This is a genomic window from Longivirga aurantiaca (assembly GCF_042660085.1).
Taxonomy (GTDB): domain Bacteria; phylum Actinomycetota; class Actinomycetes; order S36-B12; family CAIYMF01; genus Longivirga; species Longivirga aurantiaca.
Window position 1 is genome coordinate 1,275,055 of the sequence record NZ_JBHSTI010000008.1, and the last position, 23,015, is coordinate 1,298,069.

Annotated in this window: 17 protein-coding genes; 9 read left to right on the top strand and 8 right to left on the bottom strand. The window is 70.8% G+C overall.

Annotation, left to right across the window (positions count from 1 at the left end; translation table 11 throughout):
• The first annotated feature begins 6 nt into the window (after positions 1-6).
• From ACFQGU_RS09885 to ACFQGU_RS09895, 3 genes are all read left to right on the top strand, one after another.
• Complete coding sequence (locus tag ACFQGU_RS09885) at positions 7-1,152, top strand: glutamate--cysteine ligase (RefSeq protein WP_386766181.1); 1,146 nt, start codon at positions 7-9, stop codon at positions 1,150-1,152.
• A 261-nt stretch (positions 1,153-1,413) separates the two neighbouring features.
• The gene (locus tag ACFQGU_RS09890; RefSeq protein ID WP_386768223.1) at positions 1,414-2,136 is read left to right on the top strand and encodes a demethylmenaquinone methyltransferase; all 723 of its coding nucleotides are present in this window, start codon (positions 1,414-1,416) and stop codon (positions 2,134-2,136) included.
• A gap of 176 nt (positions 2,137-2,312) precedes the next feature.
• Positions 2,313-2,939 carry a GNAT family N-acetyltransferase gene (locus ACFQGU_RS09895; protein WP_386766183.1) on the top strand — a complete coding sequence of 209 codons (627 nt, stop codon included), beginning with the start codon at positions 2,313-2,315 and terminating at the stop codon, positions 2,937-2,939.
• Between the two features lie 279 nt (positions 2,940-3,218).
• Here the strand turns inward: ACFQGU_RS09895 and ACFQGU_RS09900 are convergent, their stop codons facing one another.
• Positions 3,219-4,781, bottom strand: coding sequence for a DUF222 domain-containing protein (locus ACFQGU_RS09900; protein ID WP_386766185.1), 1,563 nt, complete (start codon positions 4,779-4,781; stop codon positions 3,219-3,221).
• Positions 4,782-5,043: 262 nt separating this feature from the next.
• Between ACFQGU_RS09900 and ACFQGU_RS09905 the strand changes: the two genes are divergently transcribed.
• Entirely contained in the window at positions 5,044-5,913 is an 870-nt protein-coding gene (locus ACFQGU_RS09905) for a universal stress protein (protein WP_386766187.1), read from the top strand.
• Positions 5,914-5,920: 7 nt separating this feature from the next.
• Here ACFQGU_RS09905 and ACFQGU_RS09910 read toward each other — a convergent pair whose 3' ends face one another.
• A complete protein-coding gene (locus ACFQGU_RS09910) occupies positions 5,921-6,700 on the bottom strand; it encodes a class I SAM-dependent methyltransferase (RefSeq protein ID WP_386766189.1) in 780 nt (259 codons plus the stop codon).
• A 9-nt stretch (positions 6,701-6,709) separates the two neighbouring features.
• Positions 6,710-8,785, bottom strand: a complete 2,076-nt coding sequence (locus ACFQGU_RS09915) for an oxidoreductase (protein ID WP_386766191.1) — start codon at positions 8,783-8,785, stop codon at positions 6,710-6,712.
• 101 nt (positions 8,786-8,886) lie between these two features.
• Between ACFQGU_RS09915 and ACFQGU_RS09920 the strand changes: the two genes are divergently transcribed.
• From ACFQGU_RS09920 to ACFQGU_RS09935, 4 genes are all read left to right on the top strand, one after another.
• Positions 8,887-11,643 (top strand): MGH1-like glycoside hydrolase domain-containing protein, encoded by a 2,757-nt coding sequence (locus ACFQGU_RS09920; RefSeq protein WP_386766193.1) that lies wholly within the window; start codon positions 8,887-8,889, stop codon positions 11,641-11,643.
• A gap of 38 nt (positions 11,644-11,681) precedes the next feature.
• Positions 11,682-12,005 (top strand): hypothetical protein, encoded by a 324-nt coding sequence (locus tag ACFQGU_RS09925; protein WP_386766195.1) that lies wholly within the window; start codon positions 11,682-11,684, stop codon positions 12,003-12,005.
• A gap of 274 nt (positions 12,006-12,279) precedes the next feature.
• Positions 12,280-12,864, top strand: a complete 585-nt coding sequence (locus tag ACFQGU_RS09930; RefSeq protein ID WP_386766197.1) for a hypothetical protein — start codon at positions 12,280-12,282, stop codon at positions 12,862-12,864.
• Positions 12,865-13,208: 344 nt separating this feature from the next.
• Positions 13,209-13,910, top strand: coding sequence for a hypothetical protein (locus ACFQGU_RS09935; protein WP_386766199.1), 702 nt, complete (start codon positions 13,209-13,211; stop codon positions 13,908-13,910).
• 369 nt (positions 13,911-14,279) lie between these two features.
• Here the strand turns inward: ACFQGU_RS09935 and ACFQGU_RS09940 are convergent, their stop codons facing one another.
• The 5 genes from ACFQGU_RS09940 to ACFQGU_RS09960 form a co-directional block, all read right to left on the bottom strand.
• Entirely contained in the window at positions 14,280-14,624 is a 345-nt protein-coding gene (locus tag ACFQGU_RS09940; RefSeq protein WP_386766201.1) for a hypothetical protein, read from the bottom strand.
• Between the two features lie 407 nt (positions 14,625-15,031).
• Positions 15,032-15,673: a transcriptional regulator gene (locus ACFQGU_RS09945; protein WP_386766203.1), complete on the bottom strand. Its 642-nt coding sequence runs from the start codon at positions 15,671-15,673 to the stop codon at positions 15,032-15,034.
• 107 nt (positions 15,674-15,780) lie between these two features.
• Entirely contained in the window at positions 15,781-16,173 is a 393-nt protein-coding gene (locus tag ACFQGU_RS09950; RefSeq protein ID WP_386766205.1) for a hypothetical protein, read from the bottom strand.
• Positions 16,174-16,232: 59 nt separating this feature from the next.
• Positions 16,233-16,469 (bottom strand): hypothetical protein, encoded by a 237-nt coding sequence (locus ACFQGU_RS09955; RefSeq protein WP_386766207.1) that lies wholly within the window; start codon positions 16,467-16,469, stop codon positions 16,233-16,235.
• Between the two features lie 169 nt (positions 16,470-16,638).
• Positions 16,639-17,121, bottom strand: coding sequence for a DUF456 domain-containing protein (locus ACFQGU_RS09960; protein ID WP_386766209.1), 483 nt, complete (start codon positions 17,119-17,121; stop codon positions 16,639-16,641).
• A 338-nt stretch (positions 17,122-17,459) separates the two neighbouring features.
• On the opposite strand from ACFQGU_RS09960, the gene ACFQGU_RS09965 reads away from it, so the two are divergent.
• Positions 17,460-22,997, top strand: a complete 5,538-nt coding sequence (locus ACFQGU_RS09965; RefSeq protein ID WP_386766211.1) for a SpaA isopeptide-forming pilin-related protein — start codon at positions 17,460-17,462, stop codon at positions 22,995-22,997.
• Positions 22,998-23,015: the final 18 nt, after the last annotated feature.

Below are 23,015 nucleotides of genomic sequence, written 5' to 3' on the forward strand. Positions count from 1 at the left end.
GCGGACGTGCAGCTGGACTTCCACGGGTCACCCGAGCCGACCCTCGGTGTGGAGTGGGAGCTGGCCTTCGTCGACCGGGCCACTGGCGACCTGGTGCCGATCGCCGACGAGGTGCTCGCCGCCCTGCCGCCGCCGGAGGAGGGGCATCCCGCGCGGGTGCACAAGGAGCTGCTGCTCAACACCGTCGAGCTCGTGACCGGCATCTGCCGCACGGTGCCGGAGGCCGTCGCCGACCTGAAGCAGAGCCTCGACCTGGTGCGCGCGGTGACCGACGCGCGCGGGGTCGACCTGTTCTCGGCCGGCTCGCACCCCTTCGCCGACGCGACCGAGCAGCTCGTCACCGAGGGGGAGCTCTACTCCACGCTGATCGACCGCACCCAGTGGTGGGGCCGGCAGATGCTCATCTACGGGGTCCACGTGCACGTGGGGGTGCCGAGCGGTGATCGTGCGATCGCGGTGCTCAACGGGCTGCTGCCGTACTACCCGCACCTGCAGGTGCTGTCGGCGTCGTCGCCGTACTGGGGAGGGGTCGACACGGCCTACGCGAGCAACCGCGCGCTGATGTTCCAGCAGCTGCCGACCGCCGGGCTGCCGTTCCAGTTCGGGTCGTGGGCGGAGTTCGAGTCGTACGTCGGGGACATGTTCGAGACCGGTGTCGTCGACGAGTACCGGGAGATCCGCTGGGACCTGCGACCGTCGCCGTCGCTCGGCACGCTCGAGGTGCGCGTGTGCGACGGGCTGCCCACCCTGCTGGAGGTCGGTGCGGTCGCGGCGCTGACGCACTGCCTCGTCGTCGACCTGGGGCGCCGTCTCGACGACGGCGAGACGCTGCCCGTCCTGCCCCCATGGCACGTGCAGGAGAACAAGTGGCGCGTCGCGCGCTACGGCACCGAGGCGATCGTGATCCTCGACTCCGCGAACCACGAGCGGCTCGTGACCGACGACGTGCGCGACCTCGTCGAGCGGCTCCTGCCGCTCGCGCGCGAGCTGGGCTGCGAGAAGCAGCTGCTCGACGTCCTCGTGATCCTCGCGGCGGGCAGCAGCGCCGACCGGCAGCGCGCCGTCGCCGCCCGCCACGGTGGCGACCTCGCAGCCGTCGTCGCCTCGCTCGTCGCCGAGCTCGACGCCGGTCGGCCGCTGCCCGCGATCTGAGGCTGCCGTTTCGCCGGCGGCGCGCGGGGCGGGGAAGGACTCGACCCGCGGGGCTGCGAAGGCTGGGAGCGATGGCAGGCACGGGCGAGCTCCACAAGCGCGCTGCCTACCCCCGGGGGGTGTGTGTCCTACGAGACAGGTGTCGCGGGCCAGAAGCGCTGCGCCGAGGTCGATGAACTTTCTACGATCGAGACACGAGAACGACGGACGGCTCTTGAGGAGCAGAAGATGTCCAACCTGGCCGAGACACTGGTCCCGCTCATGCACGCCGAGCCCCGCAAGGACGCGACCTGGCGGCGGGCGACCCTCAGCCGTGATCCCGACGAGGTCGCCGGCATGTTCGACGGCGTCGCCTCGCGGTACGACGTCTGCAACGAGGTGCTCGCGCTCGGTCAGACCCGCGTGTGGCGCAAGGCGCTCGTGAACTCCGTCGATCCGCGTCCGGGCGAGGTCATCCTCGATCTGGCCGCAGGCACCGGCACCTCCAGCCTCCCGATCGCCGAGCGCGGCGCGACCGTGATCCCGTGCGACTTCAGCCAGGGCATGCTCATGGTCGGCCACGACCGTTGCCCGACCCTGCCCTTCACCGCCGGCGACGCCCTGCACCTGCCCTTCGGCGACGGCGCGTTCGACGGCGCAACCATCAGCTTTGGCCTGCGCAACGTGCAGGACGCCCGCGCAGCCCTGCGCGAGCTCTACCGCGTGGTGCGTCCCGGCGGACGCCTCGTGGTCTGCGAGTTCAGCCACCCGAAGCACAAGGTGCTCAACACCATCTACTCCGAGTACCTCATGGGCGCGATCCCGTCGCTGGCGCGCGCCGTCGCGAGCAACCCGGAGGCCTACGTCTACCTCGCCGAGTCGATCCAGGCCTGGCCCGACCAGCGCACCCTCGCCGGTCACCTGTCCGAGGCCGGCTGGCGCGACGTCGAGTGGATGAACATCCACGGCGGCATCGTGGCGCTGCACCGCGGCTTCCGCGCCTGACCGCTCGCTCCTCCTCGGGCGGGGTCCGCTGCTGGGATCCGTCGGGGAAGTCGCCGGCGTCCATGCCTGACCCCGTGACGCGAGGCTGGAGCTTCGGCGGTTCACCGCGACCGCGCGTGAAGTATCCGGCAACAGGCGGGGCTGCGTCGGGCATGATCGCCGCATGGACTGCCCCTATGGATGACAACTCGACGGTCGCGCCGTTGGACCGATCGATGCTGGACACGGCCAACGACACGCTCGTGACGGCCTTCATGGACGATTCGATGGTCGGGTGGGTGTTCCCCGATCCAGCTACCCGGGCACGCCGCCTGCGCCGACTCAACCGGGTCCCCCTCGAATACGGGATTCGCTACGGCTATGTCCAGCAGTCCGGGGAGGGCCGGTGCGTCGCGATCTGGATCCCTCCCGGGCAGGCGATGTCCCCGTGGCGGATGCTCCGATCGGGGATGCTCGCCGTGCCGTTGCAGACGGGGCTGGGGCCCTTGGCCCGGTTCGGGGGCGCGGGTGGAGTCATGGACAAGATCCACAAACGGCACATGGACGGGCCCCATTGGGAGTTGCTGATCGTCGGCGTGGACCCCGCCCTGCAGGGTCAGGGGCGCGGCAGCGCCCTCGTGCGCGATGGGCTGGCTCAGGCCGACGCGGCGGGACTGCCCTGCTACCTCAACACGAACACGCCCGCCAACCTGCCGTTCTACGAGCGGCTCGGGTTCGCCGTGCTCGAGGAAGCAGTTCTCGGCAAGGGCGGGCCACCGGCGTGGGCGATGCGGCGGGACCCGATCCCTCAGACCCCGGCCTGACAGCCTGTTGCGGGTGCAGGTAGGGCGCGCATCGCGGAGTCAGAGGAAGTCTCCGCGAGCAGTGGACGACGGACGTCGCGGTGCCCCAACGCCGACGCTCTCACGCGAACTCGGCTGAGGCCCATCTCCCTGTCTCTCGCCGGGACTCCACGAACAGAATCCACGGCAGCGATCGAGCCGATGTGCTGATCGAATCCGGGTCGTCGGCCGGTCTGGGGGCAGGCCGAAGGGCGGTCACCCGGTGGGGGTAAGGCTTCTCGGCGTTCTCGGTGTTCAGGGCTAGAACGGCGGGATGTCGTCGGCTGGGTCGGGTGGTGGTTGCCAGCCGGTGTAGGGGCGTGGGGGTATGTGGATGCGTTGGCCGAGGAGGGTGATGAGGGTGACCGATCCGTCGGCGTGGCCTTCGTCGAGGGTGACGTAGCCGGCGGTCTTGAGCTGGTGGCAGCGGGTGGACAGGGCGCCGGTGTTGGCGGGGTCCGACGGGCCGTCGGGGTAGCGCAGGGCGTGGTCCATCTGCAGGGCGGTGATGCGTCGGCATCCGCAGCCGGGGATGCGGCAGCCGCCGTCGCGGTGCAGGACGTGGTCGCGCAGCGGTGCGGGGAGGTACTGCTCGCGGCCGTAGTCGAGCAGGTGCCCGGTGACGGGGTCGGTGACGATGCGGCGGAACGCCGTCGCGTAGCCGGCGATATCGCGGGCCATGGAGGCTGGGATGGGGCAGCCGTGCAGCAGGGCGGGGTTGTCGCGCTCGCCGCGCAGGGTCTCCAGATCGATGACCAGCTGGACGTGCACGACGGTCTGGGCGGCGGGGTCGAACACGACCGACCCGTCCTGGGCCGTGGTGCCCAGGATGATCGCGGCCGCGGCGTCCGCGGCGCAGGCGTGCATCGAGGCGTCGGTGTCCCCGGCCCGCACCGCAGCGGCGCCGCCGCGGGCGGCGTGCAGGTCCTTCGCGGCGGCGCGGATGCGGTCGTGCATGGCGGCGACGGTGGCGGCGTCGGTCTTGATGCCGAGCATGGCCATGCCGTCGGGCAGCCGGCACGTCCACACGTCGCGGTTCTCGATGGCCTTCGTGCGGCGGGCGGGGGCGTCGGGGTCGAACCGCAGGATCACCTGCTCCAACGCGTCGGTGAACCGGGGCGGGGTCAGGGTGAGCGCGAGGGGCAGGGCCTGCTCCCCGATCAAGACCAGGGTGGCGGCATCGGCGATGACGCGGGTGCGCTCGAGCAGGACCCGCACGTGCTTGTCCGACACCCGCCCTGCGGCCAGCGCCTCCTGCATGCCGGGGAACACCATCCGGTTGGCGCGGGCGGCGTCGATCATCTGCCGCGCTGCCCGGAACGAGGACCGGCACGCCTGGGCGAGCTCCACCTCCCAGTGCGCCTCGACGAGGTAGTCGTGGTCGTGGGGGAGCACCGGCACCAGCGACAGCACCGCGTCGTAGCGGCGGGCTGCGACGGCGGCCTCGACCCGGTTCAGCACCTTCACGTACGCGATCCGGGCCAACGGGTCGTCCAACGACGCCGGATCGGTGGCCTCCAGCAACGCCAGATCCTCAGCACCGCACCCCTGCGGCCGGTCGGCGGCAGCCAGGATCGCCTCAGGCGCCCACGCGGGAGGGGCGAGCGGCGCGTCACCTTCCGGACCGTGGTCGGACACCTCGACGCGGTCGAAGCCGTCGAGGTCGTCGCCGTGCTCACCGAGGTCGTCGGCGTAGATCACCCGGTCGTCGTCGCTGGGGTAGAGCCGGGCGAGCTCGGCGGCGAACGCGACCTCCTCCGGCGACAGGACCGACACCAGAGACGGGTCGTCGAGCGCGAGGAGCGCGGTGTGCGTGCCCGTCATGGTGCCTCCTTCCCCGGCCGATGAACGATGGAGCCATTATCGAACATACGTCTGACAGCGGGCAAGACCCTGCGCGGACGTATCCCGGGGAACCGTTGCGCTGCACGCGAACACGCGCTTCGGGGAAAGCAGCGGTCAGGCCTGGCGTGCGTCGCCGGAACCAGCAGCAGCCGGACGGTTCGCCGCGCATCCGCGTCGGCGAAGGAGTGGGATGGAGCAAGCACCACCACGTGCTCCACGAGGGGTGCTGCGGGAGGGCGTCATGGACATCCGGACCATCGTCGTCGGGGTCGACGGATCCCCTGCGTCGGACACCGCCGTCGACTGGGGCGCTGCGGAAGCCGAGCGCCGAGGGGTGCCGCTCGAGGTGCTCCACACCCTGGCAGCGCACTCGCTCGCGGCCGCGCCGGCGGGAGGCGCGCCCCCGCTGATCGACGACGACGAGCACGAGGACGTGCTCGACGCCGCAGCGGCTCGCGCGCGCAGGTCGTTCCCGGGGATCTCGGTCATCGCCCGCAGCGAGACGCGTGACCCGGCATCCGCCCTCATCGACCGCAGCACCGGTGCCGAGCTGGTCGTGGTGGGCTCGCACGGCAAGGGGCTGCTCGCGCGGTTCCTGCTCGGCTCGGTGAGCCACCGCGTCTCGTCCCACGCCCTGTGCCCGGCCGTCGTCGTGCACCGCAACGTCGGCGCAGCAGGGCTGCCGGTCGCCGTCGGCGTCGACGGCTCTCCCGGGTCCCGGGCCGCCGTGCTGCTGGCGGTCGAGGAGGCGCAGATGCGGAAGGTGCCGCTCGTCGTGGTGCACGGTTGGCAGCCGGCCCCGGTCAGCGGGTTCGACGCCCTCCCGGTGCCGCAGGAGGTCATCGACGCGCAGCACGATGTCGCCCTCAGCGTCGTCGACGATGCCATCGCCGTTGCACGCGCGGCGGCTCCAGGGCTCGAGGTCACGTCCGTCGTGGCACCGATGGGACCCGTCCTCGCGCTCGACTCCGAGTCCGAGAACGTCCAGCTCCTCGTGGTCGGAGCGCACGGTCACCGGGGCCTGTCCGGTGCCGCCTTCGGCTCGGTGACGAGCGCTGTCGTCGACGGCGCGCAGTGCCCCGTGATGGTCGCGCCGGCACCTGCCGGGTGACGGACGGTCAGACGTCCCACCAGAGGGTGGCCGTCCGTCGCGGGGCGGGCGGACCGGCTGCCTGCAGCGCCGCGACCACCTCGGGCTCCCGGTCGGCGGGAAGGCAGAGCCGCACGCGCAGGTAGTGCGCGCGCTGCGCTGGCGTGAGGGTCGTGCGCTGCTCGAACGGCTCGTCGTCCCAGACGTCGAGGGTGGCGTCGATGCCGGCCTCCCGCGCCACGGCGAGGCAGTCCTCCGCCGTGGGCCTCGTCGGCCGCTCCAGGCCCCAGAACTGCCGCCAGAGCGGGCTCATGTGGGTGAGCGGGTGCGTGACGGGCAGCTCGAGCACGACGCGCCGCACCGCACGGTCGGCCAGCGCCAGCAGGAAGGGCGGAAGGTCGGGCACGTTGTAGACGACGTGGTGGCACACCACGACGTCCGCCGCCGGTACGCCGTCCACCGACTCGGGCCAGGTGCCGAGCATCTCCGCGTGCGCCACGCCGCGTTCGTCGGCGGCCGCGGCGTACTGCGCGAGCATGCGCGCGCTCGAGTCGACGCCGGTGACCACGCCGGCGCGGGGGAGGAGCGCCAGGGACGCCCGGCCGCCGCCGCACCCCACGTCGAGGACGCTCCCGCCCTCGGGCAGGGCCTCGCGGGCGCGCGCGTGCGAGGGCGAGTCCGGCACCTCGCCCGAGACCGTGAACATCTCGACCGGGTGGATCCACGGGTCCTCGGGCGCAGCGTCGAGGATCTCGGGCGGGATGGCCCACGTGGCCAGGTCGGCGCGCCATTGCTCGGCTGCGGTCATGCGTCGAACCTAGCGCGGCACCGAGAACCGCTCGCGTCGGAAGGGGACGGCGTCGCGGTCGACGGCCTCCCCGTGCTCGCGGGCCGCGAGGTGGCCGGCGAACACGGCCTGGGCGATCAGGTTCGGCGCGTCGGCGTCGCCGATGAGCCGCAGCGAGTCGAGGCGCCCGTCCTCGAGCGCGGGCAGCAGCGCGTCGTGCAGGTCGTGCACCGGTGCCCTGTCCGCGACCATCACGACGACGTCGCGCGGCAGCACCGTCTCCGCGCCGTCCACGACGGACGCGAGCACCACCGAGGACCCGTCCACGCGCGGCATCGTCCGGCGTACGACGACATCGACCCCGAGCGCCCGCAGCCGCAACTCGATCCGCTCCTGCTCGAGGGTGAACTGCGTCCAGTACGAGAGCAGCGGCGCCGGCGTGACCAGCGTGACGTTGTTGCCGCGCACGGCCAGGAGCTCGGCGAGCAGCCCGCCCATGACGTAGTGGTCGTCGTCGTAGACGACGACGCGGCCGTCCGGCACCGACCAGGTGCCGGCGACGAGGTCGTCGAGGATGTCGTCCGGTGTCAGGATCGAGCCGGAGTCCCAGCCGTCGACGGCGTGGCCGAGCGAGCGGCCGCGGCCGTCGCGCCGCCACGTGGCACCGGTGGCCACGATCACGTGGCGCGCATCCGAGGCGAGCACGTCGTCGGCCGTCATCGGGCTCTCGGGGTAGACCGACACCTCGGGCATCGCCTCGATGCGCCCGAGCCGCCAGTCGACGACGCGCCGCCAGGCGGCGAGGCCGGGAAGCAGGGCCTCGCGGTCGACGCGCCCTCCGAGTCGGCGGCGGGCGTCGAGCAGGTCGACCCGGTGCCCGCGCTGCCCCAGTGCGCGCGCGGCCTCCAGCCCGGCGGGGCCTGCCCCGACCACCATGACCGCGGAGTCGTTGCGCCGCCAAGGGATCCGCTCGGGGTGCCACGACCGGCGCCACTCCTCGCCCATCGTCGGGTTCTGGGTGCAGCGGATCGGCAGCGACTTCGGGTCGGTGGCGACGCAGATGTTGCAGCCGATGCACTCGCGGATCTCCTCGAGCCGGCCCTCCCGGATCTTGCGCGGCAGGTGCGGATCGGCGATCGACGGGCGCGCGGCGCCGATGAGGTCGAGGACGCCGCGCCTCACTGCCGACACCATCGAGTCCGGCGACGTGTAGCGCCCGACCCCGACCACAGGCTTGGTGGTCAGGCCCTTCACGAACGCGATGTACGGCTCCTGGTGCCCCTCCGCGGCGAACCGGGAGGTGGCCGAGTCGTTGCTCCAGTCGGAGATGTTGACGTCCCAGAGGTCGGGCAGCTCGGCGAGCATCGCGACGATCTCCGCGGCCTCGCCGTCGTGGGTGATGCCCTGCTCGCCGACGAGCTCGTCCACTGCGAGCCGCACGGCGACGGCGCAGTCGTGACCGACGGCGTCCTTGGTGTCCTCGATGATCTCGCGCAGGAAGCGCACGCGGTTCTCGAGCGAGCCGCCGTACTCGTCCGTGCGGTCGTTGTGGCGTCGTGACAGCAGCTGCATCGGCAGCGTGAGCCCGTGCGCCGCATAGCAGTAGACGATGTCGAAGCCGGCGTCCCGCGCCCGGACGGCGGCGGCGCGGTGCCAGCGGCGTACGTCGGCGAAGTCCCTGCGCGTCATGGCGCGGGTCTGCGCGGGCTCGAAGCCGCCGCCGCCCAGCACGCCTTCCGACCTCGGGCCGATGGGCGTCATCCGCGAGTAGTGGTTCGCGGCGTCGAGCCCTGCATGGGTGAGCTCGATGCCGGCCAGGGACCCGTGCTCGTGCACCGCCTCGGTCATGAGCCGCAGGCCGGCGATGTCGTCGTCGTCCCAGAGCCGGCCCTCGACGTACGGCGCGAGGTCGCTCGTCGGGTGGATCTCGACCTCCTCGGTGCACACCACGCCCCAGCCGCCCTCGGCCTTGATGCCGCGCATCGCTGCGAGCGACGTCGGGCGCGCGTGCCCGAGCCCGTTGCAGTGCGGCACCTGGTAGAAGCGGTTCGGCGCCACCTTCGGCCCGATGCGGACCGGCTCGAACAGCACGTCGTAGTCACCCATGCGGCGATCCTGGCAGGGCGGCGGCTGTCCGCACGTGAACTCCTCGTGACGCGGCGGCGGCGCCCGGCATGCGCGCCTAAGGTGACGGCGGGGAGGCCGACATGGAGCTCACGGTCGAGGAGCAGCGTCTGCGGGAGGCCCGTGAGGGCGTGCCCTGGCGGCAGTGGGGTCCGTACCTCGCCGAGCGCCAGTGGGGCACGGTCCGCGAGGACTACAGCGACGACGGCAACGCGTGGGACTACTTCACCCACGACCAGTCCCGCTCCCGTGCCTACCGCTGGGGCGAGGACGGCATCGCCGCGGTCTGCGACGACCACAGCCAGCTCTGCCTCGCGCTCGCCCTGTGGAACGGCGCCGACCCGATCCTGAAGGAGAGGCTGTTCGGCCTCACCAACAGCGAGGGCAACCACGGCGAGGACGTGAAGGAGCTCTACTTCTACGTCGACTCGACCCCGACCCACTCGTGGATGCGCTACCGCTACCGCTACCCGCAGCGCACGTTCCCGTACGAGGACCTCGTGCGCACCAACGCGGAGCGTGGGTACGACGACGACGAGTACGAGCTGCTCGACACCGGGGTCTTCGACGACGGCCGGTACTTCGACGTCGACGTCGACTACGCCAAGGACGGCCCGCAGGCGATGGTCATGCGCGTCACCGTCCACAACCGCGGGCCCGAGGCCGCCCCGGTCGACGTCCTCCCGACCCTGTGGTTCCGCAACACGTGGCAGTGGGACGCCGAGCACGCGAAGCCCGGCCTCGAACGCGTCGAGGCAGCCGGCGGCGTGCACGTGCGCGCCACGCACCACCGGCTCGGCGAGCGCTGGCTGCACGTGCCGGCCGGTGCCCAGCTGCTCTTCTGCGAGAACGAGACCAACAGCGAGCGGCTCTGGGGGACGCCGAACGCCGCCGCCTACGTGAAGGACGGCATCGATCGCGCCGTCGTCCACGGCGAGGCTGACGCGGTCGGCGGCGAGCGCGGAACGAAGGTCGCCGTCCGATTCACCGCGGTGGTGCCGGCCGGGGGAGAGGTCTCGTTCGTCGTCCGGCTCGACGACGTCGCACCGTCGGAGTCGGCCCTCGTCGGCGCCGACGTCGTGCTCGCCGCGCGGCAGGCCGAGGCCGACGAGTTCTACGCGTCCATCACCCCGCCATCGCTGGACGCCGACCGCGCGCATGTGCTGCGCACGGCCCTCGCCGGGATGCTCTGGAGCAAGCAGCACTACTTCTTCGACCTCGACCGCTGGCTGCAGGAGCACGGCGGTCACCCGCTGCGCGCACCGCGTCGGCAGGGTGTGCGCAACGCCGGCTGGGCGCACATGTACAACGACGACGTCATCTCGATGCCCGACACCTGGGAGTACCCCTGGTACGCCGCGTGGGACCTCGCGTTCCACACGATGGCGCTCGCGATGGTCGACCCCGACTTCGCCAAGGGGCAGCTCGAGCTCATGCTGTCGTCGGCCTACCTCCACCCCACCGGCCAGATCCCGGCGTACGAGTGGAACTTCAGCGACGTCAACCCTCCGGTGCATGCGTGGGCGGTCGCGCTGACGTACGGCCTCGGGCGAATGCTCGCCGACGAGCCGGGCGAGCTCGCCGCCGGGGCCGACGACGTGGGCTTCCTCGAGGACGCCTTCAGCCGGCTGCTGGTCAACTTCACCTGGTGGGTGAACCGCAAGGACCCGAGCGGCAACAACGTCTTCGAGGGCGGCTTCCTCGGGATGGACAACGTCGGCGTGTTCGACCGATCCAAGCCGCTGCCGACGGGCGGCCACCTCGAGCAGGCGGACGGCACCGCGTGGATGGCGTTCTACAGCCAGAGCATGATCGAGCTGGCCGTGCTGCTGTCGGACCACGAGCCGGCGTACGAGGGCTTCATCGTGAAGTTCGTCCAGCACTGGATGCAGATCGCCATGGCGATGGACCCGATGGGCGACCACCCGGACGAGATGTGGGACGAGGAGGACGGCTTCTTCTACGACGTGCTGCGGCTGCCGGACGGCACGGGCCGTCGGCTGGAGGTGCGGTCGATGGTGGGGCTCCTGCCCCTCTGCGCGACCGCCGTGGTGCCGGGCCACGTCGTGGAGCGGTTCCCGAGGGTCGCCGCCGAGCTGCGCTACTACGTCGAGCGCAACGCCGACCTGCTCACGGGCATCCCCGATCCGCGGGTGCCCGGCGTGGACGGGCGCCGACTGCTGGCGCTGGTCGACGAGACCAAGCTGCGCCGGATCCTGGCGCGCATGCTCGACGAGGAGAGGTTCCTGTCGCCGCACGGCATCCGCTCGGTGTCCAAGTGGCACGAGGAGCACCCGTACGTCTTCGAGGCCGACGGGCAGCGCTACGAGGTGCGGTACGACCCCGCCGACTCGCGTAGCGGCGCGTTCGGCGGCAACTCGAACTGGCGGGGGCCGGTGTGGATGCCCGTGAACGTGCTGCTCATCCGAGCGCTGCTTCAGTTCTACCTGTACTACGGCGACGACTTCACCGTGGAGTGCCCGACCGGGTCGGGAGTGCACAAGACGCTGTACGAGGTCGCGCACGACCTCAGCGACCGGCTCATCACGACGTTCACGCCCGGTCCTGACGGGCGCCGCCCGGTGTTCGGCGACGACACGCGGTTCGCGGACGACCCGCTCTGGCAGGACGACCTGCTCTTCTTCGAGTACTTCGACGGAGACACCGGCGCCGGCCTGGGGGCGTCGCACCAGACCGGGTGGACCGGGGTCGTGGCCCGGCTGGCGCAGATGTTCGCGAGCACCGATGCGGCGACCGTGCTGCACGGCCCGAGCCGTCCGTTCACGGTGCCCTACCGCCGCATCGCCGACCAGTCCCTCGCGCACCGGGACGACCTGTGACCCTCGCGGCCGCGCCGATCGTTCCCTAGCCTTCGACCGTGGGGGAGAACCAGGACCGCGGCGTGCGCGATCTCGAGGAGGTCCGCGGCGCCGACTGGTCGCGCGCGACCTGGGCCGTCCCGAGCGACGACGAGTCGCTCGTGCTCGCTCGGCAGACCCTCACGCCGCGCGGCGGCCGCGAGGTCGTCTGGCGGGTGCCCGCCCCTCGCCTGCCCGAGCTCTGCGAGCTGGTGTCCGCACCCGAGTCCGACGCCGAGGGCCTGCTCACCTGGGCCGAGGAGGACCCCGAGCGCCTGGAGGTCCTGGTGGACGGGCTCGAGCGCATGGATCCGCCCGTCGTGGACGACCTCTCGCTCAGTTAGCGACGTACCGACGGGCCGAGCCCGTGGTTGCCGTGTCAACGACTGTGACCTGGGAGACAACGGACGACGCCCGTGCGCTCCCCGCAGCCACGGTGAGGCGCACGGATCCCGTGGGCTGCACCGGATCTCGGGCTGTGGCCAATGTGACCCAATGCTCAAGAGAGGCTACCCTGCGTGGTGGTTACCACACCGCGTCATCTATTCAATATTGAACGACCGGGCATAGGTTCCTGGTTGTCGGACCACGACAACCACACCGCAAGGGGGCTCCACCATGAAGCGCAGGACTCTCGACCTGACACTCGCCACCATCGGTCTCGTCATGGCAGCTGTTCTGGCCATCGCCAGCGCGCTGCTGCTGTTCGCGGCGTCGTTCACCAACACGACGATCACCGACCAGCTCTCGGCGCAGCGCATCAGCTTCGGCCCGGCCGAGTCGATGCCGGCAGCCGAGTACGGCGACCTCGTCCAGTACGCGGGCCAGCAGGTGACGACCGGTACGCAGGCGAAGGCCTACAGCGACTACATCGCCGTCCACCTCGACAAGATGGCTGATGGTCAGACCTACTCCGAGGTCTCCGGCCAGTGGATCGCCTCGGCGGAGAACCCCGCTGACCGCGACCCGGCCCTCGGCCAGCTGCGCCAGACCCTGTTCATGGGTGAGACGCTCCGCGGCCTGCTGCTCAACGTGTACGCGTTCAGCATCTTCGGCACGGTCGCCCTCATCGCCGGCTGGGTCGCGGCCGTCGCCGCCCTGGTGATGCTCGGTCTCGCGATCTACGGCTTCAGCCACGCGCACAAGCTTCACAAGCAGGAGCTGCTGGAGGCACCGTCCGTCGAGAGCATCCCGGTCGCCTGATACCCCCTGCGGTCAGCACGATCGACCGACAGAAACACCGCACCCCCCGGCCTTCGGCCGGGGGGTGCGGTGCGTCGGAGCGGGTGGCGGGTCGTTCGGCGCCAGCCAGCGGTCCTGCACCGGGCCGAAGACGTCCCGTGGTCGTGCACTCAGTTCGCCAGCGCGCCACACGTGGAACGCGCGCGTAGCGTGAGGTCGTCAGAGGACTGTGCGATGACGATACCGACCGGGCGCGACTGGGGTCCCGATGAAGTGCCTCGACACCCCGTCGGCGAAGGCACCGCTACGCGGAGACGTCTGACGACATTCTCCGCGCACCTCCCACAACTACCGAGGAGGTCGTCATGAGGGGAATGAGGGGCGTGGTGGCTTTGGCTGCTGCTGCACTGATCGCGGCGGTCGCTGCTCCGGCAGGTGCCACGCCATCCGGGGGCGTGATGAACGGGTCGTATCGGTTCACAGGGCAGATGGCCGAGGCGAGCTGGGCCTCGGAGAGTGAGGACCCAGGGATCGGGATGCCCCGCAACCTAGCGCTCGTGGGTTTCCACGCCGTAGCGACGAGCCGCGAGAAGGGGAGCAGGCCGACGACCGAGACGCTGTACCCGATGGTTGCCTACTCGACCACCTTGATCGACTCGGTAACCGGTGAGCCCTACAACGCTGAGGTGTGGGCGGTTGGGACGTGGGCGGACTTCGTCATGGCGGCCGATCTCAGCGAAGCGACGGTCGCGTTCCACACAGAAGAGGCATACATCGTGGGATGGGACCCGGTGGCCGAGAAGGAAGTTGTCATCGGAACCATGCCACTGACCGTCTCGGTCACCTGGACCGGTGACGGCCCACTCGTGTCGACCAAGTCGCACGACAAGTTCGTTGAGGACGGGATGTTCCGCATCAGCAACGCCACCACGACGACTCGCCACGCGACGGTCGAGTTCACTCTGACCTGGTCCGACGGCAGTCACCTCGACGGCGCATGCAAGGACGGGCAGATGAGTGACATCAGGTCCGGCGATTTCCAGCACTACTGGCCGCAGCTGCCGTAGATCACCACCGCACGCTGGTGCGGGGTCCGGTCACACCTCAGGAGGGCTGTCCGACGGGCGGCCCTCCTCGCTGGTCGCCCGCGAACGAAGGACTCCATGGCTCACGCGCCGTGCCGCACGCCCTTATGGCCCACCGCGCATAGGCGCCGTTCTGGCTCGCGTCACTCGATCGATTCGGGGGTCATGTGATCGTCACCGCCGCCATCACGGGGAGAGCGACCGGGTTGGGGTCGTAGGGCGGGACTCCGTGGATGGCCGACGCGACTGCGCGCGCGAGCACGATCACCAGTGCCGACGTCACCAAGGCCGGCGCTCGCCAGCCTCGACGAGTGCCGTCCTCGCGCCGCCAGAGCAGCGCCACACTCGGGATCAGGATGAGGGCCGCCGCGAGCAACTCGAGGCTGATGATGTGCCAGGTCGCGGGAACCCACCCGTCGACCACCACTCGGTGCCGAACCCGAACAGGAACACGACCAGCGCCTGGCAGCCGGTGATCACTCGAAGCCGTGCCGTGCGCGCCATGCCCTGGTCGCGCGGGCGGACCCAGGCCGGGGAGGCGAGGACGGCCAGCACGAGCAGCGCCGGACCGAGGAACAGCAGCATCAGTGGTGCCCAGGTGACGTCGCTGTCCCAGTTGGGCACGCCGGGCAGGGTGGTTGCGGCCTGCCAGGCCCCCATCCATCCGACTGCCGCCAGCGTAGGCATCCCGAGCACGGCCCAGACGATCATCTAGAAGCGGTGGCTGATCTCGACAGCCGCAGGTGAACCCGGTAAAGCATCGGGAGTCACCGCGGAGACCGTGTCGGGACTCTTCATGACGCACCCCCGCTTCCGAGCACACCCACGGCCAGCCCAGAATCTGCGGCCAGGCCCGCTGCCTCCAGTCCCCCACTCGCCGGTGGCTCGAGGCACACCCGCGGCTCGTTCCACGAACGCGGGACGACCGTCGCCGCCGTACACCAGGAACGACCTGCCGACTTTGTGATCACGCGCCACGCTCATGCGAGTCCAAAGCGATATCGCTCGGGCATCTGACGGGTCGTTCACACGCTTCCGGACGCTTCTGACTTACGACCGGACGACACATACCCGAGAGATATCCGGCAATAGGGCGCGGCGCCTCAGGACGATTCGGGCTGTCCCCGCGTGATCGCCAGGGTCGCCAGCAGGTCCTCGTGCAGTTCGAACCAGGTGCCGTGGAAGGAGTCCCCGCGAGGTCGGTCGATCCAGGCGCGCTCTCCCTTGTCGACCATGTCAAGAGCGTGCGCCAGCCGCTCGGGATACCCCCGGAACCGTGCCAACTCGGCATCCAGTTCCGAGCACAGCGGATGGACCCGTCGCAGCAACGAGCGCAGGTCGGCGAGGACGCGGTCGTCCCAGCGCCAGTCGCCGTGGTCGTTGGCCGCGAGCGGGTCACCCGGCAACGGTCGGATCTGCCAGTTCGTGACGGCGGTCAGGAACCGGCCATTCAACTCAACGAACCGGTCGTGTACGGACGCAATCTGCGTTCGAAGTCCGGTCCGCGTGAGTTCGTCGGCCAGGAGGCGCTCATGCTCGGCGTGGCCCAGAGCCGTCAGGGTCCAGCCGCAGAGGTCAGCGAACCCGACTCGCTCGACCTGACCGACGGCCTGGTGGTCGAGCAAGGACTCGCTGACCAGGTCCTGCTCCAGTCCGAATCGTCGCGCGACGGCTTTGTCCTCGGCCATCCCCATCAGCCGGAGCGCGTGCAGGATCAGGAGGTCCGGCGAGGAGTCATAGGGCACGGGGCGATCGTAGGCAGCCAGACTCGGCACGATCGAGGCACGACGTTCCCCTGGCAGCGAACGCCGCCCCGAGCAGATGTGCCGATATCGCTCGGGCATCTGACGGGTCAGTCGTCCCCGCTGTCGTTGCTGTTCGAGCTGCCGTTGGTCCCGTTCTTGCCGTTGCCGTTCTTGCCGTTGTTCCCGTTGTCGCCGTTCCCGCTCTTGCCGCTCGAGGAGGAGGGTGACGCTGCCGGGACGGGGGCCGAGGACGGCGCGGTCGTGGCGGCGCTCGTCGCTGCGGGGGTGGGCGGCGAGGTGGGTGCGGTCGTGGGCGACGCCGTCGGTGCCGCGACGGAGCAGACGCCGTCGAAGCAGTTGTTCATCGAGCCCACACTGGCGAGGGCACGCTTGCCGAGAGCACCGATCCCGAGCACGACACCGGCCACGAGCATGACGACGAGCGCGTACTCCACGACCGAGGCACCGCGGTCCGAGCGGAGGCGGGAGAAGAGGCTCACGAGGGTCCTTCCCTACGGGCGGTCCCGGCGGGACCTCGTCCGAGGGTGGAGGATCCGGCTCACGGGACAGCCACCCTCAGCCTCTCCGCACGGTCAAGGTCTGCCGAGCCGGGAGAGAGGGCGTGGGCGGGGGACGCTCGACGGCCGTGGGCCTGCGCGGCAGCCGAGCAGCTTCCGTGCTCGATGCACTCCGCGAGGGGGGCGGCTCTGGTGCCGGCGGCGATCCGGTTGACCGCGAGGAGTGCGAGGGCCACGAGCAGGAAGGCCATGAGGAACTGGGGCGTCAGCTCGTCCATGGCGGCACCGCGGTCCGAGCGTGCAGCGGTGCGGAAGGACGTGAGGATGCGGTGCGCAGGCGTGGACTCCGGGGTCGGCTACCCAGGGTGCCCGGCGTACCTCTCGGGTCCCGCTTCAGCGACGCCCGGACAGCTCAGGATGTAGCGCTACGCACGTGCTCGGTCGCTCTCAGGTCATCACGGCGACGGAGGCCCAGATGCCGGTCGCGGCGACGGCGGCGACGAGCCCGATGAGCACCGACAGCCCGGTTCCCTTCATGGCGGTGACCGTGGAGGGCCAGGCCGCGGCATGGTCGGGCAGCCTCACCCGCTCGGCGAGGTAGACGCCGAGCACGAATCCGAGCGGCAGGCCCACTACCGGCACGACGAAGAAGCCCGCGATCCCGAGGAGCCCTCCGACCACCAGGGTGCGCGTCGGGATCCCCGCCGCGGTCATCTGCCTGCCCGGGATCAGGATCGTCAGCGCATAGCCCACGACGAGCACGGCGCAGGCCAGCAGCGCGGTGACCCAGGCGGTGGCCCCGCCCTCGACCACGGCCCAGACGACGATCGCCCCGCCCACGAGCACGCTGCCGGGCAGCACGGGGAGGATCGTTCCTACGACGCCCACGAGGCACGCGAGCAGGACGAGCCACTCACCCCAGGCCGGCATGCGGGCAGGCTACGTCACCGGAGCAGGGAGCTGCCGGAGCTGATCGTGGCGAGAGGTTGCGTGACGGTCCGTGACTGCCGTTTCGCTACGGGGAGTCACACGGTCACACGGACGGGTCAGCCGGAAAACCTCCGTTGCTCCGTCCGGGCGACTGTTGTTCTCCTCCCGATCTACATGAGGGTGCCCCGAGTCACACTCGTAGTGGATCCAGCGAGCAGAGGGATCCGTCTCGAGGAGGCTTTGACCTGCGACCGTCGCGCACGGTCACCTTCCCCCGTCCCGGGGGCCGGTCGCAGCGAGCCAGTGGTGAGACCGGCCTCGTGGTTGGGGAGACCACCATGGCCATGTCCGCTCGCGTCCTGACCCGGAGCCGCACCGCCCGCCGCTGGCTGGCCGGAGGCACCGCAGCAGCGCTCGCCACCCTCACCATCCCGTTCCTCGCCGTGACGCCGGCCAGCGCCGCGCTCGGCGACACGTTCGGGCCGTTCGAGGTCGACGGCGACCTCGTCGCGCAGTCGGTCGTCGACTGGGGCAACGTAGGCGTCTCGAACGTCGTCACGGTCAACGACAACTTCAGCCTGTCGTCGAACCAGGACGACACCACGTTCAAGTCGAACTCCAAGGAGTACGACGCGACGGCCAGCACCAACGGCTGGCCCAACTGGGACACCGAGGCGGCCAACAACGCTGCCGACAAGACCGATTTCGGCCGCGTCGCCATCTACAACAAGAACATCCCCGGTACGCCGCCCGCGCAGTGGACGTACATCGGGTTCGACCGCGGCTCGGCGACCGGCACGGGCAAGTTCGCCGTCGAGCTCAACCAGATCAAGTCCTCCACCCCGAACGGCAACCCGCGCCGATCGGTGGGCGACGTTCGCTTCATCGTGTGGGACCAGGGCAGCGGCTCGATCACCCTGCAGGGCGACGCGCAGAACACCGACGTCGGTGCGTACGTGTGGTCCGACCCCGACAGCACCACGCCCGGGTTCGAGGACGTCGCGCCGTACGACGGTTCGTGGGTGAAGTTCTCCAACGCCATCGCCGTCGCCAACTTCGCCGGCGCCGTCAACAGCGCGTCGGTCGCGGTCCCGAGCTGGTGGACCGGCAACAACGTCGTGAACAGCACCGTGGGTGCGGACCAGTTCGTCGAGTTCGGCTTCAACCTGACCGGCCTCGGCGCGACGCTCGGCTGCCCGTCGCAGGGCTTCAAGGCCTGGAACATGCGGTCGCTCACCGGCACCGGCCAGACCGGCGCGCTCAAGGACCTCATCAAGGAGCAGCCGATCGACATCCCGTCGACCTGCGGCACCATCGTCCTGACCAAGGAGTCGCTCGGCGGCGTCGGCCTCCCGGGCGCCCAGTTCACCATCACGCCGGACCCGACCCCGGGCAGCGACGAGGACAGCCTCGTCGTCACCAGCGGTCCCGACGGCAGCGTCACCATCAGCCCGGCCGTCCCCGGCACCTACTCGGTCTCCGAGACGACCGCGCCGTTGGGCTACATCCTGGTGCCGTGGACGCACACGTTCACGCTCGGCGACAGCGGCACGTACTCCTACACCTTCCGCAACCCGCTCGGTGACATCACCTGGACCAAGAACTACCAGGGCTACACCACCCAGCAGTCCTTCCCGCAGGGCTTCACCGGTCAGACCTTCACGGTGACCCGCGCGGACGACGCCGTCGACATGACCAACGCGCAGTTCGCGACCATCAGCGGCATCACCGCCACCGGCTGCCCCGCTGCGTGCACCCTCACGGTCACCGACAACGGCGCCCGTGACAGCGACAGCGCCTGGGGCCGGATCCGCGTCAACAACCTCCCGGTCGGCAGCTACACGGTCACCGAGCCCGCGTCCGGCGCACCCGCCGGCTTCGGGGTCGGCGGCGGCTCGGGCACCGCGGTGGTCCCGTCCTTCCTCGCCACCGCACCGATGGACGACGAGGACAACCTCATCAACCACCTCGCCGTGGTCACCCGCAACGGTGGCGCCACGACGGCCGGCACCACCTTCGACAACCCGCGCCTGCCTGCCAGGCTCGCGGTCAAGAAGGTCGGCCAGCCGGGCAACGTCGCCGTCGAGGGCGCGGTCTTCGACCTCTACCGGGTCGTCGGCACCAAGGACGCGAACCCCGGTACGGGCGACGACGTCGCGGTCGGCCAGGTGACGACCGGCGCCACCGGCGTCGGCACCTCCGGAAACCTCGCCTGGGGCTCGAGCTACTACTTCGTCGAGATCTCCGTCCCGGCCCCGTGGAACCTCCCGGACAACCGGGTCACGGACGCCGTGGCGCTGACCGCGGCCGACGCCACGGCCCAGGCCGGCGGCACCGCCGTCCAGATCCTCACGGTCAACGACCCGAGGACGACCATCACGACCGACGCTCAGGATGCGACCAACCTCCCGGGCGGCACGCTGAACGACGTCGCCACCGTCTCCGGCATCCGCAACGACGCCGGCGGCACGATCACCTTCACCGCCTACGGCCCGTTCGAGACGACGGACGCCGTGGGTGTCTGCACCGCCGACAACCTGGTCTTCACGACCCAGAGCACGAGCATCAAGGGCTCGGTCGTCGGGAACACGGTGACGGTCACCTCGGCCGACTTCGCCCCTGAGGTCGCCGGCTACTACTACTGGATCGCCAGCTACAGCGGCGACGCGACCACGGGCACCCTCGGTGCCACGGGCGAGTGCGGAGACCCCGCCGAGATCAGCTCGGTCGAGCCCGCCACCCCCGGCATCTCGACCGCAGCCGACGGCGAGCGCACCCTCCCGAGCGCGACCCTGTACGACGTCGCCACGGTCGTCGGACTCACCCCCGACGCCACGGGCACCGTCACCTTCCGCCTCTACGGCCCCGGCGACGCCACCTGCTCCGCGGCCCCGGTGTTCGCGCCCGCGCCGATCGCCCTCGGCCCGGTGTCCGAGGACAACGGCGTGTACTTCGCCCGCGTCACCTCGACCACCTACACGGCGAACGCGCCGGGGGTCTACCGCTGGATCGCCAGCTACTCCGGCGACGCCAACAACGTCCCGGTGAGCGGCGCCTGCAACGACGCGAACGAGAACTGGCGCGTCGACAAGGCCCCGACCGACATCACGACGACGGCCACGGCCACCGCCACCCTCCCGAACGCGCAGATCGGTGACAGCGCGACCATCACCGGTCTCACCACCGATGCGTCCGGCACCGTCACCTTCCGCCTCTACGGCCCGGTGACAGGCATCAACCCGGTGCCGACCTGCACCGCGCAGGTGGGCAACGACCTCACCGTCTCCTTCGCCAAGGAGCAGGTCGCCGGCAACGGCACGATCACGGTCTCCAGCCCGTTGGTGACGGTGAACGTGGCCGGCGCCTACTACTGGATCGCCAGCTACTCCGGCGACGCCAACAACGACCCGGCCGCCGGAGCCTGCGGCGACACGGGCGAGACCACCATCGTCAGCCCCGGCCAGCCCACCATCGTCACGACGGCCACGCCGACCGTGACGCTCGGCTCCGGCTCGACCGGCGCGACCATCTTCGACACCGCGACCCTCGGCAACCTCACGCCGACCGCGAGCGGCACCGTGACGTTCACCGTCTACGGCCCGTTCGCCGCCGACGAGAGCATCGTCTGCTCGCCAGACAGCCTGCACGCGACGCGCACCGTCACGTTCCCGGCGCCGACGCCGGTCAACGGCTCCGTCGCGGTGTTCACCTCGGTGCCCGTCACCGAGGCCGGCACGTACGCCTGGCTTGCCTCGTACGGCGGCGACGCCAACAACAAGTCCGTGAGCCACGCCTGCGGCGACATCACGCCTCCGAACCAGGAGCGCTCGGTCGTCGAGCCGGCCACGCCGAGCATCGAGACGCTGGCGACCCAGTCGGCGATCCTCGGGCTCGCCGACGAGGCCACCGTGAACATCTCCGACACGGCCACCCTCACCGGGCTGACCGACGGCGCCACGGGCACGGTCTCGTTCAGCCTCTACGGGCCGGACGACGCCACCTGTGCGACCGAGCCGCTCGACACCGTGACCGGCGTGAGCATCGCCGGCCTCGTCGAGGACGGCTTCGCCGAGGTGTCCAGCGGACCGGTCACGGTCTCCGCGCCCGGCACCTACCGGTGGATCGCCACGTACTCCGGCGATTCCGACAACGTCGGCGTCGCCGGCGCCTGCAACGACCCGGGCGAGAGCACGGTCGTGACGCAGGGCGACCCCGGCATCGCCAAGATCGTGGAGAGCCCCGAGGGGACGCCGGTCACCGGCTCCGTCGCGGTCGGCACGGTCCTGCACTACACCGTGACCGTCTCCAACTCCGGCACGGCATCGGTCACGGCCGACGTCATCGACGTGCTCCCGGCGGGCCTCGGCGCTCCGACGGGCATCAGCAACGGCGGCACCTACGCCGCGGGCACGCGCACCATCACGTGGCCCCAGGTCACCCTCGCGGGCGGTGCCACCCTCGGCCTGGAGTACGACGCCGAGGTGCTCGCCTCCGCCGCGGCGCCGGGCAAGGACACGCTCATCAACGACGCGTCCTGGTTCGACCTGCACGCGACGACGACGACCAAGGTCAAGTGGCTCGAGCTCGGGGTCACCCCGATCTGCGCGGTCGAGGGCTCGCACGCCGTCGAGGTGGGCTACAGCCTCCGGTCGCACAACTTCGAGTACTTCGGGGCGAGCGGACCGTTCGGCGTCACCCTCGCGTGGAACGGCGGCGCGGTGGCACCTGCCACGGTCGACGGTGCCCCGCAGGGCATGGGAACGATGATCCTGTCCGACAGCAGCGCGGTGAAGGGGATCCTGTACTACCCGGGCACCACCGTCACCGATGGCGTCGCCACCGACTGGCCGGGCTGGGCCTACGACGCCACGACGAACACGTGGACGCCGGCTGACGACGGGCTCCTCCCGTCGGTCGACCTCACGGCCGCATCCAACGGCGTCGACGCCACGGTCGCCGTCACGTACGACGACGACGCGGCGTGCAACCCGCCGGGGATCCCGACCCTCGTGAAGAGCTCGCCGAACGAGGTGGGCTCCCAGGCCAACCTCAGCGGCAACGTCGCCAGCGGTTCGACGATCCACTACGTCATCACGCTCACCAACACGGGCGGCACGACGGTCGTCAGCGACCTCGTGGACACCCTGCCGGCGGGCGTGACACCGGTGGCGGGCACGTACACCCCGGCGGATCCGGACTCCGAGGCGGGTCAGACCCTGACCTGGGCGGACGTCGCCGTCGCTGCGGGCCAGACCGTCACCTACGAGTTCGACGTGACGGTGGATGCCCAGGCGGCGCCGGGTGACATCGTCGACCTGGTCAATGTCGCCACCTGGGCCGGGCTCGAGGACACGGCGAGGCACGTGGTCGTGGGCGAGGGCGCTCAGCAGGACCCGACTCTCGACAAGAGCTCGGACCCGGCCTCGGGGTCGACCGTCTCGGTCGGTGACGTGATCACCTACACCGTCAAGGTCGGCAACACGGGGAACGTGCCGATCACCGGCGACCTCGTCGACACGCTGCCCGACGGCGTCGAGGTCGTGGGCGGGTACACCCGTGACGACGGCGGCAAGGCCGAGCCCGACACCGCGACGAGCGACGCGCTCATCTGGAAGGCCGTGACGGTCCTGCCGGGTCAGGTCGTGACGTTCACCTACGAGGTCAAGGTGCTCGACTCGGCGGAGGGCGCACTCGTCAACACCGCGGAGTGGGTCGGCCTGAAGGACGACACCACCCACCGGGTCGGACAGCCGCAGCTGCCGCAGACCGGGCTCGGGATGGACCCGCTCGCCTCCCTGCTGTGGGCCCTGGTCCTCGGTGGGCTGGGCGTGGTGCTCCTGGTGATCGGCCGGCGGCGCGAGCCGCAGCAGGGCTGACCGAGCGCACGACCAGCG